Raw genomic sequence first — 19,436 nt, 5'->3', positions numbered from 1 at the left:
TTAATTCGTTCTTAATTCTTTGAGAAAACGTTCGATCCGTTCCACATCCTTGATGCCCGGAGATGTTTCGAAGCGGCTGTTGATATCAATACCGGCAAGGCGGGGATGGTGGAATTCTTTCAGGGCTTTGACACTGTAAGAATTGATGCCGCCGCTAAGCAGGAAAGGGGTACTGCCAGTGTAACGTTGCAGAATACTCCAGTCGAATTGCTGTCCGGAGCCACCATAGTGGGCACTGCGGGTGTCGAATAAGAAGTAGTCGCAGAAACCTTCATAATTGGCAACGGCAAGAAGATCCTTGGACAAAGCGATGGAAAACGCTTTGATGATCCGGATGCCATGTGAATGAAGGGTGCGGCAATATTCGGGTGATTCGTCACCGTGCAGCTGGACGTAGTTCAGACCGAAACGGTCGACATACATAAGGATGTTTTCTTTGGTTTCGTTGACAAAAACACCGACACGTTTGGCAAGCGTAGGCAGGTACCTGGGTATCTGATACAGGTATCTGGGGGATTTGGGATAGAAGATGAAACCGATCATATCTACACCTAATACTTCTACATCGCGGATATTGTCTGCATCGGTCATTCCGCATACTTTGATCATTGTATTCATGGTAATATGTACGATTAGACGATTTACAGTTTACGATTGAAAATACTTTGCTTAAAAATCACGAATATATGAAATTATGTGTGAATTCCCAAATTTATATGCCGTGAATGAGTTCTTCCAATGTGCTCCCGGGATCGTCTGTACGCATGAAAGTCTCTCCCATAAGGAAACCACGGAAGCCTGCCGAGCGTAGCTCACGGATAGTTTCAGGGTGCGAAATACCACTTTCGGAAACGAGCAGCGGAGGCGTCTGAAAATCAATTTCAGCAACAGTATTTTTTAACTCTTCTGCAATGCGGAAAGAGTTTTCTATATTGGTGACGAAGCTGCCCAAATTACGGTTGTTGACGCCGACCATATCCGTCTCCTTATATATATAGGAGAGTTCGGAGGTACTGTGTACTTCGAGCAGAACTTCAAGCCCAAGTTCGTGTGCCTGCATGGTGAGTGTGTGGCACTCGTCAGGTGTGAGGCAGGCGGCAATGAGCAGCACTGCATCGGCACCTACAATGCGGGCTTGCAGAAGCTGATACTTGTCGATGATGAAGTCCTTACGCAGGATCGGGATGTTGACCAAAGGGCGTGCTGTACGGATGTCACGCAGAGTTCCGCCGAAGAACTTTTCATCCGTGAGGATGGAGAGGGCGGAAGCTCCGGCTGTTTCATAAGCAGGTGGAATGAGACCGGCCTGTGCGTTTTCCTTGATCCAGCCCTTGGAAGGGGAACGGCGTTTGAACTCGGCAATGATGCCGGATGAAGAGTTTGCGAGTGCACGCTTCATGCTGCGGACGGGCGTTGTGCCGGAAGCTCCGGTTCCGACAGTTTCCTGCATCATGGCAGCAGCTTGCTCTTGCAATTGACTGAGGGAGACTGCTTGCTTTTGCTGCTCTATCTCAATCCGCTTGTGGGCGATGATTTCGGATAAAATATCTTTCATATTTTTTTTAGTTACGGGTTATCAGCTACAAGCTACTAGCTTGTAGCTCATTTATTGATTTCTATAAACTTCTTCAACGTCTCCAGCGCCCGTCCACTCTCCAACGATTGGCGGGCGATGGCAATGCATTCTTCGATTTCTTTTTCAGGTTCCATCACCTGGATGGCGAAGGCAGCGTTGACAATGACACATTGCGTTTGCGCACGTGTGGCACGGTTATTAAGGATATTATCAAAGATGCGGGCGGCATCCTCTTTACAAGCTCCGCCGAAGAGCTCTTCGGGTTGTGCGGCATTGAAACCCAGCGCTTGCGGACGGTAAATCCGTTCGTAATTGCGCGTCATAACTTTGAATTCGTCCGTGAGGGAGATTTCGTCGTAGCTATCGAGACTGTTGACTACTGCAAAATCGATACCGAGTTTGTAAAAAACATTTGTGTAGAGTCGCATCTGTGCAAGATCGGCCACACCGAGCAACTGGTAAGTAGGCTTGCAGGGATTGACAAGCGGGCCAAGAAGGTTGAACAGTGTACGTACTCCCAATGCCTTGCGCACAGGGCCGACAAACTTCATTGCCGGATTGAAAAGCTGGGCGTGCAGGTAGGCGATGTTACATTCGTCCATGCTGCGTTTCAACTTGTCGGAATCATTGGTGAAGCGGATGCCGTGTTGCTCCATGACATTGCTTGCTCCACTGACGGAAGTGGCGCCATAATTGCCATGTTTGGCAACTTTGTAACCGGCCCCGGCCACCACAAAACAGGCACAAGTAGAAATGTTGAACGTGTTCTTTCCATCACCTCCCGTACCTACGATATCGATAGGCTGATAAGGCGCGAAGTCGATAGGGATGCGAGTCTCCATGAGGGCTTCGCGAAAGCCGATTAGTTCATCTACTGTGATACTACGCATCTGAAATACAGTGAGTAATGCGGAAATCTGTGCTTCGGGATAAGCTTCCCGGGTGATGTTCAGGAGAATTTGCTTGGTTTCTTCCGAAGTAAGCTCTTCGTGGTTGAAGAGGCGGGTTAATATATCTTTCATTTTTTTAATTTACAATTTACAATTTACAATTTACGATTGAAAATTCTGTTATGTTCGGAATGCCTCACTTTAGCGTTTGAAATGCCACATGTTAACGGTCGTGAGGTGTGGCATTCCTACCTATGAAGTGTGGCATTTGGCCTCATGAGATGTGGCATTTCAGACGCCTTTCAGCCAGTTGCCTACAATCTGTTTTCCATCGGGAGTCAGTACTGATTCCGGGTGAAATTGGATGCCGTGAACATCGTATTCCCGATGTTTCAGTGCCATGATTTGACCTTCGGAACTGATGGCGGTGATAACCAATTCTTCGGGAAATCCGTCCGTATCCACTACCCAGGAGTGATAGCGACCGACTGGAATTTCAGTAGGAAGACCGGAGAAAATGTAATCAGTGATTAGTGATGAGTGATTAGTGATTAGTAGCTCATCGCTAATCACTAATCCCTCATCCCTAATCACTATATTCGTTTGTATGCCATGAAAGACTTCGCTCAGATTGGTGAGCTTCCCGCCGAATGCTTGTCCGATGGCCTGTTCACCCAGGCAGACGCCAAGTATGGGTTTTCGTCCTGCGTAAGTGCGGATGACCTCTAATAGTAAGCCTGCCTCCTCGGGAATGCCGGGACCGGGTGAAAGGATGATCTTATCATATTTCTCCAATTCCTCAAGCTCAAATTTATCATTGCGTAGCACATCTACTTCTGCGCCGAGTTCTTTTACCAGATGGGCAAGGTTGTAGGTGAAAGAGTCGTAGTTGTCTATGATTACTGTTTTCATAATTTCATTTACAATTTACAATTTACAATTTACAATTTTCAAAGTACAATTTACAAAGTACAATTTGGCTGCGCTATGTACGCCGCATGGCAAATTGTACTTTGTAAATTGTACATTGTACATGAATTTACATTTTCTCCGCCATTACGATTGCCTTTTTCAGTGCTCCCAGTTTGTTGTTCACCTCTTGCAACTCGTATTCTTCATTGCTCTTGGCTACAATGCCGCCGCCTGCCTGAAACCAAAGTACACCGTTGCGACTGACGAAAGTACGGATGGTAATGGCCTGGTTCAGTGAACCATTCAGTCCGATGAAGCCGATGCAACCGCCGTAAGCGCCGCGATTGTGCGGTTCCAGTTCGCTGATGAGTTGCATGGCGCGTACCTTGGGTGCACCGCTCAGAGTGCCTGCCGGGAAGGTGTCGATGAATGCTTTGATGGGGCGGGCATCTTCGTTCAGCGTACCGCTGACGCGGCTTACCAGGTGGATAACATGACTGTAATATTGCATTTCCTTGTAGAAATCCACTTTTACATCGTGGCAGTTGCGGGAAAGATCGTTACGGGCGAGATCGACCAGCATGACATGCTCTGCATTCTCTTTGGGATCATCATGCAGGTATTGGGCGTTCAGCGCATCCTGTTCGGGATCTCCGGTGCGCTTGGTAGTGCCGGCGATGGGGTCGATGTAGGCGTGGCGGCCTTCGATGCGGCAGTGCGTCTCGGGTGATGAACCGAAGATGCGGAAACCTCCGAAATCAAAATAGAACAGATAAGGAGAGGGGTTGATGCTGCGCAAGGCGCGATAAAGTTTGAAGTCATCGCCTACGAAACGTTGTTCGAAACGGCGGGAGAGAACAATCTGGAAAACATCCCCACGCAGGCAATGAGCAATTCCCTGGCGGATATTTGCTTTATGCTGTTCGTCGGTCAGCGGGGAAGTGGTTTCGCCGACGGCACGGAAATCGTAGGCGGTGTAGTTGCGGTTATTGATGGCTTTCTGCACGGTGTCCAGTTCACTTTCTTCACCAGGGGCAAGCATTTCAAGAAGTACCATTTCGTTCTTAAAGTCGTTGAAGACAATGAGGTATTGATACAGGATGTAGAGCATATCCGGTGCGTCGTTGGTGGCTTCGCGGCTGTCTTTCACGGGAATATTCTCAAAATAGCGTACGGCATTGAAAGAAGTGTAGCCATAAAGACCGCAGTAATTGGCATATTCGCCTTCCACATGGAAGCGGCCGAGGAAATCCTCTAAAGCTTTTTCTACAGGATATTCAGGTGTGATGGGGCGTTCTTCGCGAGTGCCGTCGGGCAGGCGGAAGACGGCTGTTCCATGATCGATGCTGACGCTTGCCAATGGACAGAGTCCGATGAATGAACGGTTGTTTTCACTGCCATGATAGTCGGAGCTTTCCATGAGTGCACTTTGGGGAAAGACGTCGCGGACTTTAAGATAGGTACTTACAGGAGTGTGCAAGTCCCCAAGAATAGTACGACTATGTGTTTGATAATTATATGTATTCATTTTTTTTAGTGATTAGTTTTTAATGATTAGTGATTAGTGGCACCGATGATCTTAGTGTTAATCACTAATCACTCAACACTAAACGTTAAATAAGTTTCTATATCCTTGTCTCCACGTCCCGAAACAGTCAGTACAACCACATCATCGGGTTTGAAGTTCAGCTTTTCGAGGGCACCGAGGGCATGGGCACTTTCCAGGGCGGGGATGATACCTTCCAGTTTCGTCAGTTCGTAGGCGGCGCGGATGGCTTCATCATCATTAACAGCAAGTACGATGGCACGCTTTTGTGCGGCCAGATTGGCATGCATGGGGCCGATACCCGGGTAATCCAGTCCGGCAGAGATAGAGTAGGGCTCTTCGATCTGGCCGTCTTCGTTCTGGATGACGTAAGTGCGTGCACCGTGGATGATTCCCATCTGTCCGAGGGCGATGGTAGCGGCAGTCATACCCGTATCTATTCCTTTACCACCCGCTTCGGCGAGGACGATCTGCACGCGGCTATCGTCGATATAATGGTAAATGGTTCCGGCGGCATTGCTACCACCACCTACACAAGCGATAAGATAGTCGGGGCAGTCACGGCCTTCTTTCTCAATGAGTTGCTTTTTGATTTCCTCGCTGATGACGGATTGCAGACGGGCCACCATATCGGGATAAGGATGAGGACCGACTGTGGAACCGATGATGTAGTAGGTATCGGCAGGATGACAGCACCAGTCGCGGATTGCCTCGTTGGTAGCATCTTTCAGCGTCATATTTCCGGAAGTGACGGGGATGACGGTTGCACCCAGCATCTTCATTTTTTCTACATTGACATGCTGGCGTTCTACATCCGTTTTTCCCATGTAGACGATGCATTCCATATTCATCAGGGCACATACGGTGGCAGTAGCTACGCCGTGTTGTCCGGCACCGGTTTCGGCGATGATGCGATGCTTGCCCATGCGGCGTGCCAGAAGAATCTGCCCGATGGTGTTGTTAATTTTGTGAGCTCCTGTATGGTTCAGGTCTTCACGTTTGAGGTAGAGCTTGCAGCCATACTTTTCGGAAAGCCGGCGGGCATAGTAGAGTGGGGAAGGACGTCCTACGTAGTCACGCAGCAGTTGGTCGAACTCTTGCTTGAAATCTTCGCTTTGCAGTACTTTGAGATAGGTGTTCTGCAACTCTTCCACACACTTGTGGAGTATTTCGGGAACGTATGCTCCACCGAATTCTCCGTAATAACCATCTTGATTTACTAAAAAACTCATCATTTTATTTACTATTTAATTATTTACTATTTACGATTGAAATTTGTCTGGGTTTCAAAACCGGATAAAAGAAAAGAGCCCTGTCGCAGGTTGCGACAGGGCTCTTTCTTAATCTATATTATGTTCACATATATACATACGAGCACTGCTCCCTTACGACTGTCGGAGTTGTAACGGGCGCCACCACCAATATGTATTTACGAGCATTGTTTTCATTGTCTTTTTGTTTTAGCTGGGGGCAAATGTAAGCACTTTGTTTTAATTGCCAAAGAAAATCTTGCTTTTTTTCTCTAAACAGCTCATTTTTGTTTCATCAGCTTGAAACTATAGGAATGATCCCTGTCCATCATGCTAAGAATGGTAATGGTAGGTAGGATGTTAGCATCCAAGGAATTTGAGGGAATCATTAAACCTTTTGTATGCGAACTTGTTTTATAATCGTGTTTTGAACAACTATTATTCATATAAAAAAGAAAGGATGAACTATGAAACGAAAACATTTAGTCGCCATTGGCGTATCTATTGCTATACTTTTGTTATTGTATTGGCTTTTGGTAGCTGAAGATATGAACGCCTGGCTGAACGTAAACTAATTTTTCTTGACTTTCTTGTGGAGTTGTGCGGATAAAAATGTATCTTCGCAAAAAATCATAAGCTCATGAAAGGAATAAGTAACTCATTTTTGCGTACGATATGTGCGCTGATAATCGGTTTGGTATTGGTGATGTTTCCCAATGAAGCCGGAGATTATTTTGTTATAACGATCGGTGTTATATTTCTGATACCGGCACTTCTAAGTATCATCGGATATTTTGCCATGAGTGCGGAGGAAAGACGCCGTCTTCCTATTGAAGGAATCGGTAGTCTGCTATTTGGTTTGTGGCTGGTCATTATGCCCGGTTTCTTTGCAGATTTGCTGACGTTTGTGCTGGGATTTATCCTTGTGTTGGGTGGTGTGCAACAGATTGCATCGCTTTCTGCGGCCCGTCGCTGGATGCCGGTTCGTGTGGGATTTTATATCATTCCGGTGCTCATTCTGATTGCAGGGCTGATTGCCTTGTTCAATCCGACGGGAGTGCGTTCCACGGCATTTATCATTATCGGTATCACCAGCATAGTATATGCAGTTTCCGAATTGATAAATTGGTTTACATTCACTCGCAAACGGCCGAAGGCACCGGGTATGCCGGGAGCTTCTTCAAAGGCTGTAGACAATATTGAGGATGCGGAAATTATAGAAGATAAATAAAAATTTAGTTGACAAGGGAACAAGTTGACAAGGGAACAAGGGGCTACGCAGTGTTAGGCTACGCGGTGAAATGATAATTTATCGGGCTGAATTTTAAGCCTGAAAGGCTTGCATTATATAGCGTAGGGCATCGCCCTACGTAATGTGCATCCCTTTTTCTGAGCCCTGAAAGGGCGATATAAAGGTTGATGCTTAATTGCGCCCTTTCAGGGCTTAAATAGAGATATACATAATCACGTAGGGCAACGCCCTACGCTATGTAATATCAGGCTTTCAGCCTGTCTTAATCTCAGTTATTCCCACCGTTAAATTATCATTTATTTTAGCCATTGTTTTATCAGTTCCATCACCTCTTTCTTTTCTTTTTCGGGCAATGTATTGATACGTGCCAGATGGCTGCCATTCGGTTGGATAAATACATGAATATTCTTTTTGTTTTTCAGCCAGGTGACGCCTGCGGCCGTCCATGGGTCGTTCTGACCATAAATGAAGATCATCTTCGGATCTTGTTTCTTTAGAAACTTTGTTATTTTCTTGCTTAAGGTTTTGTCGAAGGGCATGTCTTTTAATTCTTCGGGAAGCATTAAACGATGCAGATAGCCTTCACCGGACCGGATGGAGAGATACTGCTTGAACGGTTGGACATCATAACCATAGTATCCCAACTCACGGGCAGCTTGTACGAAGAAAGAAGCATTGGGGCTATCGGCGGTGAAATATCCCGGTTCACTGATAGCAAGCAGATGAGAGAAAATATCGTTATCTGAAGCGGTGGTAGCAGGGATTGAGTTGATAGAAGTACCCCACTGCCACAAAGCAAAAGAATATTCCAATACCGAATAATCGTAAATTTCTTCAATGGGTGCACGGAATGAATAATTCTTTTCAGTGCAATACTTCTCAAAACGGGGAAGTAAGGTTGCTTTCCGTTTCAAAGCTTCCAATTGGAAACCTTCAATTTTCTTGCGGTTTTCCGGTGTCGAAACTTTGTGAAGGAAAGGCTCATGGCGTCCATCTTCTACTCCATAACAAAGCGGAGCTACGTAAGGAACGGAAATATCTACATCATCCGGATAGAAAGTGCGGTAAAGAAGGGTAGTCTGTCCTCCTTTGCTGATGCCGGTGGCGATCCATTTGCCCGGATAGATGTTTTTGAATGCGGTGGTGATGGCATGTAAGTCGTCCGCAGAGTTCTCGGCTGTCAGGTATTGCCAGTCTTTGGGCTCAGGGGTAGACTCAAGGAAGTAGCGATATTCCACGAATATCATGTTGGCATTGAGAAGTTTTGAAAGCTCTTCACGATATTGGGAACGGAGGGCGTAAGCGGCGCCATAGCCTTCGGTAACGATCACTGTGGGGCGGTCGAAGCCGACATGAGCAACGATAACGCGTTGGCGGAAGCTGCCTTTCTCCGGATGGCGGTGATCCAGCGGTTGGGTAAAGTAGGTCACATACTTCTCTGAAAACTCAGAAGTTTCCAATGGACGGACTTCTTTAATGGCGGAAATCGCGTTGATTTTTTGCTCCAGAACGGTCTGTGCGAAAGAAGAGGTCGATGCTGACAGCAAAACAAAGAGTAGGAGTGCTGCATAGCGAATGTGCATGGTTTTCATCATTATCGGGTTTTAAATTTATGAATAGTTTTTATAAACTCCGACAAAGGTAATAAAAAAAGAGAGAGAACTACCTCCCGGCACCTCTCCCCCTGCAAACTTAAAACAACCAACAAAAGAAATAGATAATTTCAAATAGTGATTAGTGTTTAGTGATGAGTGATTAGTGGATGCGCTGTATGCGGCATTTTGCTTATCACTAATCACTAACCGTTAATCACTTCTCTTCACTTATCTTATAAACAAGAGTTCCCTGTATTTGGGCAGCGTCCACATCTGGTTGTCAACAATCAGTTCCAGTTTGTCGATATGATAACGGATCTCCTCCATTGCCGGTACGATGGTGTCGTGGTAGGCAATGGCTTTCTCACGTTCACTTTCGATCTTGTTGGCCACCTTGCGGGCTTCGATCATGGTATCTACATGCTCTTTGATGAAGGCGGTGCGGTCGGCAATTTCTTCGATGAGTTCCAGGTTCTTGGCAGACAGTTTTGCAGCTTTGTCGCCGGGGAACAGGTCTTTCATCTTGTAAACGTTATCAATGAGATCCGTTTGATACTGCGTGGCTACCGGGATGATATGGTTCATGGCCAAGTCACCTAATACACGAGCTTCAATCTGGATTTTCTTAGTGTAGGTTTCCCATTTCACTTCGTTGCGGGCTTCCAGTTCTTTCTGAGTCAGGACACCGGTATCTTCGAACATGCGGATGCTTTCCGGTTTCAGATAGCTGTCGAAGATGAGAGGCACACTGGTTTCGCAATCCAGACCGCGTTTCTTGGCTTCTTCTTTCCACTCGTCACTGTAGCCATTGCCGTCGAAATGGATGGGTTTGCAAATCTTGATGTATTTGCGGATCACATCCAGGATAGCCGAAATCTTCGGTTCACCCTTCTCGATGAGTTTGTCCACATCTTTTTTGAATTCTACCAGTTGTTCGGCTACGGCAGCGTTCAGGGCAATCATGGCGCAGGCACAGTTTGCTTCCGAACCTACGGCGCGGAACTCAAAACGGTTTCCGGTGAAGGCGAACGGGCTGGTGCGGTTACGGTCGGTATTGTCAATCAACAGTTCCGGAATCTGCGGAATATCCAGTTTCATGCCTTGCTTGCCGCTAAGGCTTACGAGATCATCCTTGGTACTCTCTTCAATGTGTTCCAATACCTGCGACAACTGTTTGCCCAGGAAGCTGGAAATGATTGCGGGAGGTGCTTCGTTGGCACCCAGACGGTGTGCATTTGTGGCACTGGAAATGGATGCTTTCAATAACCCGTTGTGTTTGTAAACGGCCATCAGGGTATTTACAATGAAAGTGATGAAGCGCAGGTTTTCTTCAGGTAATTTGCCCGGTCCCATCAGTCCGATACCTGTATCCGTACCCAATGACCAGTTGTTGTGCTTACCGCTACCGTTGACACCTTTGAAGGGTTTTTCATGTAGCAGTACGCGGAAGCCGTGGTTACGGGCTACTTTACGCATCAATGCCATGACGAGCATGTTATGGTCTACAGCCAGGTTGCACTCTTCGAAGATGGGAGCCAGCTCGAACTGGTTGGGAGCTACTTCGTTGTGACGGGTCTTGACGGGAATGCCGAGCTTCAAAGCTTCGATTTCCAATTCTTTCATGAAGGCCGCCACGCGGGTGGGAATGGCACCGAAATAGTGGTCTTCCAACTGTTGGTTTTTGGCACTGTCGTGTCCCATCAAGGTGCGGCCTGTCATCAGCAAGTCGGGACGGGCGGCGTACAGACCTTCATCGATCAGGAAGTATTCCTGTTCCCAACCCAGGTAGGCAACCACCTTCTTCACTTCCGGATTGAAATAGCGGCATACGTCTACGGCAGCTTTGTCTACGGCACGCAGAGCTTTCAGCAACGGTGCCTTATAGTCCAGAGATTCTCCGGTGTAGGCAATGAAAATGGTCGGGATGCAGAGCGTATCATCGACGATGAAAGCCGGAGAAGAGGGATCCCATGCGCTGTAACCGCGTGCCTCGAACGTATTGCGGATGCCACCGTTAGGGAAGCTGGATGCATCCGGTTCCTGCTGAACGAGCAATTTGCCTGTGAATTCTTCCATCACACCGCCTTTGCCATCATGCTCAATGAAAGCGTCATGCTTCTCGGCTGTACCTTCAGTCAACGGGTGGAACCAGTGGGTATAGTGGGTAACACCCATTTCGAGTGCCCATTTCTTCATACCGGCTGCCACTTCATCAGCAATGCTGCGATCCAGCGGAGCGCCATTGTCGATCACGTCAATCAGTTTAGCATATACCTTGCTCGGCAGATACCTGAACATCTTTTCCTTGTTGAATACATACTTGGCATAATATTCCGACGGACGTTCCGCAGGAGCTGCCACTGCAACGGGTTTCTTTTTAAACGCCGTTTCTACTACTCTGAATCTCAATTTAGACATAATACTTTATTATTGTTGGTTCGTAAATTAGTGATTAGGGTTTGGTGATTAGTGATTAGTGGCTGCGCTGTATGCGGCATTTTGCTTATCACTAATCACTAACCGTTGATCGTTATCCATTATACGCTGATTCACCATGCTCGTAGATGTCGAGCCCTTCTTCTTCAACGCGTTTGGAAACGCGGAGACCGTGTATCTTATCGAGTCCCTTGAAGATGATGAAACCCATGCCGGCTGCCCATGCACCTACTACGAGGGCGCCGAATACTTGTGCTCCGAGGAATCCCCAGCCTGCACCATAAAAGAGTCCTTCACTGGTGGACAAGAAACCTGTGAGAATGGTACCTGTGAAACCGCAGACACCGTGTACGGAACTTGCACCAACGGGATCGTCAATCTTCAGCACTTTATCGATGAACTCTACCGAGAATATCATTAGGATGCCGCAGATGGTACCGATGATGACGGCACCCAGCGGAGAAACCATATCGCAGCCTGCCGTGATACCTACCAGACCTGCCAGTATGCCATTCAGAGTCAGGGATAAAGATGGTTTGCTGAATTTTAACCAACTGACCACCAGTGCGAAGAAACCTCCGGCACAAGCTGCAAGATTCGTGGTGAGGAAGACGTGTGAGATAGCCATTGCGTCGTCCGTGGAGGCGGCTGCCAACTGTGAACCGGGGTTAAATCCGAACCAGCCGAACCATAAAATGAATACACCCAGCGCCGCCATGGTGAGGTTGTGTCCCGGAATAGCTCTGGACTTGCCATCTTTACCGTATTTACCGATGCGTGGACCAAGGATGGCTGCACCTACCAGCGCAATCCAGCCACCGACGGAGTGAACAATGGTGGAACCTGCGAAGTCGTGAAATGTGGTGCCGAACAGATTCATCATGAACGAACCTTCTTCGCCGTTCATCAACCAGCCGCCGCCCCAGGTCCAGTGACCGGAAATCGGATAGATCAGTACGCTGATGAAGATGGTGTAAACCAAATACATGGAGAATTTGGTACGTTCGGCCATGGCTCCCGATACAATAGTGGCTGCTGTGGCACAGAATACAGTTTGGAAAACAAGGAAACCCTCTGTTGGTAATCCTCCTCCGTCATAGAACGAGAGGTCGAAGAAGTGGGGCATTCCCACGAAACCACCTACGCCGAACATCAGTCCGAAACCGATGAACCAGTAGAGCAGGCTGCCGAACATGAAATCCACGAAATTCTTCATCAGGATGTTGGCGGTGTTCTTAACCCGGGTGAAACCGGCTTCTACCAGTGCAAAGCCCGGTTGCATGAAAAATACCAGCATAGCGGCGAGTAACATCCATACTGTGTTGAGTCCGTTTACCAGTTCTCCGACGGTGGAGGGGGCTGATGATTCTACAGTAGTCTCTTCTAATGTAGCTATAACAGCGGTTGTTGTAGCTGATATACTATCCGTTGTTGCGGAAGTTTGTGCAAAAGTTTCTGTTGTTGTGCAGAGTGCCATAAGGACAGCAAGGGCTATCCACAGCCTGGCAATGCTGCGTTTACTATATTTATCCATAAAATCTTTTTGCTTTTAGTTGTACTTGTATTCTTTGTTTCGTTAAGCAGCTCTTGCAGCTCTCTGGAGGGGGCTCTTAACAGTTGTGGTTTGATGCTGCCCTTTTATCTTTCCTGTTCGGCATTGTAGAGGGCGATGTCGCCACGTTCGGCGGTGCGGATGCGGATAGCGTCTTCTATGGGGATGATGAAGATACGCCCGTCGCCGATTTCTCCGGTCTGTGCGGACCTGATGATGGCCTGCACGGTCTTTTCGGCATTCTTGTCGCGTACCACGATAGAGATCAGGATACGTTCAATGGAACTGGTGTCGTACATTACACCGCGGTAGATGCGTGCCTGACGGGATTTCCCTATCCCCCGGACGTCGTAGTAGGAGAACCATTCGATGTCCGCTTCGAGCAATGCGTCCTTTACATCCTCGAATTTTGTCTTGCGGATAATTGCTTCAATCTTTTTCATACCTTAATACATTTACGATTAGACAATTTACTATTTACGATTTGCCATTCGGCGCATCTGTAAATACCTATACCCGTTTATCCTTCTTTAGAAACTAACTCCGAATACGAAGTATGCACCCTGTGTGTGTGGATTGAACGTCAGTTGTGCAAAGGTGGGCAGCGAAAAAGAATTTGTGAATTTGATTTCTTTTTCTGCTTTCAGTGTGAGGTTGGTTACGTTGAACTTGTTGGCATACGCACCTTCCCATGGGGTAAGACCGACTTCTGCCGACCAGTCCAGGCCACCGAGTTTAAAAGGTGCGCTGATGCCTACATACGTGGAGTAAGCCCTGTCACCGTTCTCCTTCGTATAATCATCTCCTGCAAAGTAAGTGTTCCAACTCAGTGCCAACGGACCGAAGTCATATCCCAGAGTGGCTTCGAAGATGTGTACCGTGCTGTGTGCACCGTACTTGAAATAATCTCCCGTATATCCGCCGTCCTCTTTGTGGTAGGAGAACCAGTAATCCGTAACGGATACGCTGAAACCGCCTGTATTGTAACCCAGTGTGAGGTCGATCTCCCTGGCATCTTCCTTGTCGATGCCTACCGAGCCCCAAGCTGCCAGTGACAAGCCTTTGTAGCTGACTTCCATGCTGGGCTGGATACTTACACCACCGCAGTCTGTTCCACGCCAGATGTAGTTGCTTACAAAATCTGCACCGACTGAGGCTTCCACTTTATCCTGTGCTTTTGCCGTGAAAGGCATTGCTGCTGATAATAGCGCGATGGCTATCATTCTGAATTTTACGCTTTTCATTTTCATACCTATTTTACCTTTTAAGTTTAGACAAATTGCGGATGATCAGTCCGGTGAAACTATAGTTTTATTTTAGTTGTTATCTTTTTCATCTTCATGCCAGCCATTTTCTGATTCGCCTCATGGCTTCCACACAATCTTCGTGATTCCCGAAGGCGGTCAGGCGGATGTAGCCTTCTCCGCTGGGGCCGAATCCTACACCGGGTGTTCCTACTACATTGGCTTCGTATAACATCTGCTCAAAGAATCGCCAGGAGCCGGTGCCATTCGGTGTTTTCAGCCAGATGTAAGGGGCATTCACGCCGCCGTACACTTTCAGTCCGGCGGATTCCAGACCCTCTTTCATGGTTCGGGCGTTGTTCATATAGTAGTCGATGTTTTCCTTTATCTGCTGCTTGCCCGCCGGGGTGTAGATGGCTTCGGCAGCCCGTTGGGTGATGTAGCTGGTACCGTTGAATTTGGTGCATTGACGGCGGTTCCAGAGACGGTTCAGCGGAATGCGTTCACCGGTCAGTGTGGCGGCTGTCAGTTCTTTCGGAACTACGGTGTATCCGCAACGGACTCCGGTGAATCCGGCTGTCTTCGAGAAGCTGCGGAACTCTATGGCACATTTCTTGGCACCTTTTATTTCGTAAATGGAGTGGGGAACGTCTTCTTCCTGTATAAACGCCTCATAAGCGGCATCGAACAGAATCAGAGTGTCGTTGGCAAGCGCGTAGTCCACCCATTTTTTCAGTTGCGACTTGGTTAGCGTTGTTCCTGTCGGATTGTTCGGGTAGCAAAGGTAGACGATGTCAATCCGCTTGTCCGGTATCTCGGGAACAAAGTTGTTTTCGGCGGTACAGGGCATGTAGGTCACGTTGCTCCATTTGCCGTCTTCTTCCAATACTCCGGCACGGCCACACATTACGTTGCTGTCTATATATACCGGGTAGATGGGGTCTGTCACTCCCACACTGTTGTCGTGGCGGAGGATATCGCCTATGTTGCCCGTATCGCTTTTGGCTCCATCGTTTACGAATACTTCCGTAGGGCTAAAATGAATGCCTCTCGGAGCATAATCATGTTTGATGATCGCTTCAATCAAAAAGTCATATCCCTGTTCGGGACCGTATCCGTGGAAGGTACCGGCATTTGCCATCTCATCCACTGCCCTGTGCATCGCCTCGATGCAAGCCGGTGGCAGTGGCCGGGTAACGTCTCCGATACCCAGACGGATGACCTCTTGTTTAGGGTGCGTTATCCTGAAAGTATTCACCTTTTTAGCTATGTCTGAAAATAAGTAACTTCCCGGTAGTTTCAAAAAATGTTCGTTTACTAATGCCATACTTTCTTGTTGTTTTAAGCGTTATTTAGGTTAGTGATTAACGTTTAGTGATTAGTGATTACACTGGATGCTGAATAGAGCTAATCACTAATCACTAAACATTAATCACTAATTATCTTTTCTCCGTCGAACACCCGGACTGCTCCTCCGGTCATCCATACGTGATCCGTCTTTTCGTCCCATTCGATGTTAAGTGAGCCTCCATCCATGATGATGTCTGTTTTTCTTCCGGATTTTCCGGTCAGTGCGGCGGCTACTGCGGTGGCACAGGCTCCGGTTCCGCAAGCTTGGGTGATGCCCGAACCTCTTTCCCAAACTCTCATCCTGATTTTCCCATGCTCCAGCACCTGGGCAAACTCTACATTGATGCGGTCGGGAAACAACGGATGGTTTTCCAGTTTCGGGCCGATGCTTTCGAGGTTGATATCTTTCACATCTTCTACAAAGATTACCAGGTGAGGATTTCCCATTGATACGGTTGTTCCGATGAATTTCTGCCCGTCGGCTTCGATGGGTTGTTCCTTCATATCAGCGGGACGTCCCATATCCACGGTTACGGTGTCCACTTTTCCGTCTTCCACGTGGAGTTTCAGTATTTTGATGCCCGATAGGGTGTCGAGGGTAACGGCTGTTTGGGAAGTCAGGCCGTATTCATATAGATACTTACCGATGCAGCGACTGGCGTTGCCGCACATTTTGGCTTCGGAACCATCCGCATTGAAGATGCGCATACTGAAATCTGCCTTGTCCGAACTGCCGATGAGTACCAGGCCGTCGCTTCCAATTCCTGTATGCGGGGCGCTCCATTCAACCGAAAGTTTTTCAGGGCTTTCGATGGGATATTTCAGGGTGTTTACATAAATGTAATCGTTGCCTGCTCCGTGCATCTTAGTGAATTTTATAACTCTTGTCATTTTGTACTCTGTTGATGAATTAATCTTTCTTTTTGTTTTATTGCAATGCAAAGATACGACGTTTTGCTAAATTATTCATAGAATATATATCTTATTTCTATTATTTTCATTTATTCTTTCAGTCGCTGCAAATATACGGTATTCAAGTTTTAAATTAAAAGTTTGCGGGTGGATATTTGTATAAATTGTTATTTATGGAATTATTTCCGCATATTCATTCTATGTGGGTAGTGGCGTAAATACGTGTTTTTAGTGGAAAAATGGAGTATGTGGGGTGAAAATGAAGAATTGTATATGACAGAATGAAATTATTTTCTTCTTTTTGGTGACTAAATGATCTTTTGCATAATGCCGCACTATTACAAGGCAAATGCCACACTTTAGCTTCCGCAATGCCATTCATTGGAGCCATCGAAGTGTGGCGTTTGAATTGTTGAGGTGTGGCATTGGGGGAGTTAAAGTGGGGCATTGGTACAGCTTGGGAAAGTAATGAACTAAATGCTGATAATAATTTAGGCGCGGATTACGCGGATTACACGGATTCTTTTTCTGTAATATAGTGTGATAGCGCAGCCATTAATCCGTGTAATCCGCGTAATCCGCGCCTAAAATTATATTCATAACCGAAAATAAAGAAATGAATTTAACTACCGATCTGCATTACTTCTTTTTCAATATCTCCTGCAATAATACCGGTTCGTTAGTGGTGATGAAATCCACTCCCTGGCTGATGAGCCATTCCATATCTTTGGCATCATTTACTGTCCAGGCATTTACTTTCATGCCAAGATCGTGACATTCTTTGATCCATTCGGGATGTTTTTTGAAGACAGAGAAATGGTAATCAGGACCGGCGCAACCCATGTCTTTCAGTTCCTGCGGATTGAGGTCACCTTCCAGATAATATACGGGGGTGCCTTTAGGAGCCAGGCGAATGAACTCTTTGGTCGCATGGCGTGAGAAAGTGATGTATTCGGTACGCTCTTCCAGTCCCATCTCCTTAATCATTTTCACAATTTGCTCTACGGCGAGCGTTTCCCGTTCGGGAGTCTTGTGTGCTTTGAGTTCCAGGATAAGGCGGGTTTTCAATCCTTTGGCTTTATCGAGGTATTGCTGAAGGGTAGGGAGGTTCTCACCGTTGTCGAGGGTGATGGAGGTACATTCTTTCTCGGTGGATGTTTCCATGCGGACACCTTTGAATACGCCATCGTGGTCTACGATAAGTTTGTTGTCGGCAGTGAGCCAGACATCGAACTCAGAGCCGTAGCAATGGATGGAGTCAGCTTTCACCAGGGCGGCAATACTATTCTGGGCAGAGCCGTCGGTCTTCCAGAAACCACGGTGTGCAATGACTTGGGTGTTTTGGGCTTGCAGGATGCCGCATGCGGCAAAAGACATAGCGGAGGCAAATAAAAGTTTTTTCAGTTTCATAGTTCCTTATTTATAATTCTGCCGCAAGGTACAAAATATGTCTGAAAAGTGATGTTTCATTTATGTTATTAATGCGAATCAGGAGATAAAGGTGTTATCTCCTTTACCTCCTATTACCTGCGTATACGGCGTCTGCGCCTGTGGTGACGTTTCTTCTGCTTATAAACGCTGATCCGTTTCCAGACAATCCACACAAACAGTATTCCGAAGACTGCAAAGATAAGAAGCACGATGCCTGTATTCAGGTTATCGCCTTTAACGCGGCTCCACATTTCGAGAACAAGCTCTGTGCGGTCGCCGAAATCACGGATCATGGCGCAACGCTCCACGACTTTACGGTCGGGGTATTGTATCGGATTGATCTGAACGCTGTCTGCACCGGGGCCGAAGAAATAACTGAGGTCGGAGAACTGTTCAAGAGTAGTGTCGGTCTTTGCTTCCATAATTTCGGGCGTTGCTACGGCACTGACGTAGCCGATGGCGTCCATATTGCGCAGGGCAATATCCGGCTGGCAAAGATAATTGATGAAGTAGCTGGCGGCTTTTACGTTGCGGGCATACTTGGGGATGGCCCAGCCATCGTACCAGATGTTGCTGCCTTCACGGGGAACTACATAGTCCAGGTCCACGCCTACAGCTTCCGCTTCGTCAATGGCCCAGACGGCGTCGCCACTCCAGGTAAGGTTGAGCCATGCTTTGTTTTTGGTCATCATTTCTTTACCGAAGTCGGCTTCCCATCCGGCAATGTTGGGTTTCAGGGCTTTCAGGTATTGCTCTGCAAGAGCAATGGCCTCAGGGGAATTGTCGTTCATCAGTTGCTCCACGGTGATGGTGCTGTCGGCAAGTTGCCGGGCATGGGCATAGATGATGGCAGTACCGTAGGCATCGCGATAACTGTCTTTCATCAGAATCTTGCCACGGTTGACGGCATCCCAAAGGCATCCCCAGGAGCTGACTTCTTCAAGGGTCTTGAACTTCTTGTTATAGAGTATTCCGGCGGTACCCCACATGTAGGGAACAACGTAATCATTGGTGTGGCGACCGGGCTGGCTGATTTTCTCCAACTCTTTCTGAATATACGGGGAAATGTTGGGGATATAGTCCGGAGTCTTCCCAAAATTGCGGTTGATAGGGAGGAGGAGATCTTTCTTCAACATTCGTTCGATGATGTATTCCGATGGGCATACAAGGTCGAAATCTTCCTGTCCGCGCTCAATTTTGGTGAGCATGATTTCGTTGATATCGAATACCTGGTAGATGATGCGGATATCTTCGCCTGTCTGCTCTTTGTACCAGGCAGGGAATTCGGCGAGGACTTCTTCGTCGATGTAATCTGCCCAGTTGTAGACTTTCAGTACACGGCTGCGCTTCTCGCTGGCACCGGTACAGGAGGCAAGGAGAAGAATGCAGAGAAGGAGGGGGATGTATTTCTTCATTGTTTATAGGGTTATATTAGTGATTAGCGTTTAGTGATAAGTGATTAGTAGGCTGCGCTATCATTCCGCATGGCA

Annotated in this window: 16 protein-coding genes; 1 reads left to right on the top strand and 15 read right to left on the bottom strand. The window is 47.3% G+C overall.

The genetic code is table 11. The features are described from left to right. From DW036_RS13375 to trpB, 6 genes are all read right to left on the bottom strand, one after another. Positions 1-618, bottom strand: coding sequence for a phosphoribosylanthranilate isomerase (locus DW036_RS13375; RefSeq protein WP_118464803.1), 618 nt, complete (start codon positions 616-618; stop codon positions 1-3). Positions 619-712: 94 nt separating this feature from the next. Then, entirely contained in the window at positions 713-1,555 is an 843-nt protein-coding gene (trpC, locus tag DW036_RS13370) for an indole-3-glycerol phosphate synthase TrpC (protein WP_118464802.1), read from the bottom strand. Positions 1,556-1,602: 47 nt separating this feature from the next. After that, complete coding sequence (gene trpD / locus DW036_RS13365) at positions 1,603-2,598, bottom strand: anthranilate phosphoribosyltransferase (protein WP_118464801.1); 996 nt, start codon at positions 2,596-2,598, stop codon at positions 1,603-1,605. A 159-nt stretch (positions 2,599-2,757) separates the two neighbouring features. Further along, positions 2,758-3,378 (bottom strand): aminodeoxychorismate/anthranilate synthase component II, encoded by a 621-nt coding sequence (locus tag DW036_RS13360; protein ID WP_118464800.1) that lies wholly within the window; start codon positions 3,376-3,378, stop codon positions 2,758-2,760. 127 nt (positions 3,379-3,505) lie between these two features. Beyond that, the gene (locus DW036_RS13355; RefSeq protein ID WP_118464799.1) at positions 3,506-4,906 is read right to left on the bottom strand and encodes an anthranilate synthase component I family protein; all 1,401 of its coding nucleotides are present in this window, start codon (positions 4,904-4,906) and stop codon (positions 3,506-3,508) included. A 68-nt stretch (positions 4,907-4,974) separates the two neighbouring features. Continuing rightward, positions 4,975-6,159 carry a tryptophan synthase subunit beta gene (gene trpB / locus DW036_RS13350; RefSeq protein WP_044154195.1) on the bottom strand — a complete coding sequence of 395 codons (1,185 nt, stop codon included), beginning with the start codon at positions 6,157-6,159 and terminating at the stop codon, positions 4,975-4,977. A gap of 655 nt (positions 6,160-6,814) precedes the next feature. On the opposite strand from trpB, the gene DW036_RS13340 reads away from it, so the two are divergent. Then, positions 6,815-7,405 (top strand): HdeD family acid-resistance protein, encoded by a 591-nt coding sequence (locus tag DW036_RS13340; protein ID WP_118464798.1) that lies wholly within the window; start codon positions 6,815-6,817, stop codon positions 7,403-7,405. Between the two features lie 317 nt (positions 7,406-7,722). On the opposite strand, the gene DW036_RS13335 is transcribed toward DW036_RS13340, so the two are convergent. The 9 genes from DW036_RS13335 to DW036_RS13295 form a co-directional block, all read right to left on the bottom strand. After that, positions 7,723-9,018 carry a S28 family serine protease gene (locus DW036_RS13335; protein WP_118464902.1) on the bottom strand — a complete coding sequence of 432 codons (1,296 nt, stop codon included), beginning with the start codon at positions 9,016-9,018 and terminating at the stop codon, positions 7,723-7,725. A 231-nt stretch (positions 9,019-9,249) separates the two neighbouring features. Then, the gene (locus DW036_RS13330; RefSeq protein ID WP_118464797.1) at positions 9,250-11,439 is read right to left on the bottom strand and encodes a glutamine synthetase III; all 2,190 of its coding nucleotides are present in this window, start codon (positions 11,437-11,439) and stop codon (positions 9,250-9,252) included. A gap of 112 nt (positions 11,440-11,551) precedes the next feature. Next, positions 11,552-12,991: an ammonium transporter gene (locus tag DW036_RS13325; RefSeq protein ID WP_118464796.1), complete on the bottom strand. Its 1,440-nt coding sequence runs from the start codon at positions 12,989-12,991 to the stop codon at positions 11,552-11,554. 104 nt (positions 12,992-13,095) lie between these two features. Beyond that, the gene (locus DW036_RS13320; RefSeq protein WP_007214346.1) at positions 13,096-13,452 is read right to left on the bottom strand and encodes a P-II family nitrogen regulator; all 357 of its coding nucleotides are present in this window, start codon (positions 13,450-13,452) and stop codon (positions 13,096-13,098) included. A gap of 87 nt (positions 13,453-13,539) precedes the next feature. Next, the gene (locus tag DW036_RS13315; protein ID WP_118464795.1) at positions 13,540-14,259 is read right to left on the bottom strand and encodes a hypothetical protein; all 720 of its coding nucleotides are present in this window, start codon (positions 14,257-14,259) and stop codon (positions 13,540-13,542) included. Between the two features lie 88 nt (positions 14,260-14,347). Beyond that, complete coding sequence (locus tag DW036_RS13310) at positions 14,348-15,580, bottom strand: LL-diaminopimelate aminotransferase (protein WP_118464794.1); 1,233 nt, start codon at positions 15,578-15,580, stop codon at positions 14,348-14,350. 101 nt (positions 15,581-15,681) lie between these two features. Then, positions 15,682-16,494 (bottom strand): diaminopimelate epimerase, encoded by an 813-nt coding sequence (gene dapF / locus DW036_RS13305; RefSeq protein WP_118464793.1) that lies wholly within the window; start codon positions 16,492-16,494, stop codon positions 15,682-15,684. Positions 16,495-17,154: 660 nt separating this feature from the next. After that, positions 17,155-17,925, bottom strand: coding sequence for a glycerophosphodiester phosphodiesterase family protein (locus DW036_RS13300; RefSeq protein WP_118464792.1), 771 nt, complete (start codon positions 17,923-17,925; stop codon positions 17,155-17,157). A 113-nt stretch (positions 17,926-18,038) separates the two neighbouring features. Continuing rightward, the gene (locus tag DW036_RS13295) at positions 18,039-19,361 is read right to left on the bottom strand and encodes an ABC transporter substrate-binding protein (protein WP_118464791.1); all 1,323 of its coding nucleotides are present in this window, start codon (positions 19,359-19,361) and stop codon (positions 18,039-18,041) included. Positions 19,362-19,436 lie beyond the last annotated feature (75 nt).

Origin of the sequence: Bacteroides sp. AF39-11AC (genome assembly GCF_003474285.1) — a bacterium.
In the GTDB taxonomy this organism is placed as follows: Bacteria; Bacteroidota; Bacteroidia; order Bacteroidales; family Bacteroidaceae; genus Bacteroides.
Note: the sequence above shows the minus strand (reverse complement) of the source record. Positions and strands in the feature narration are given on the sequence as shown.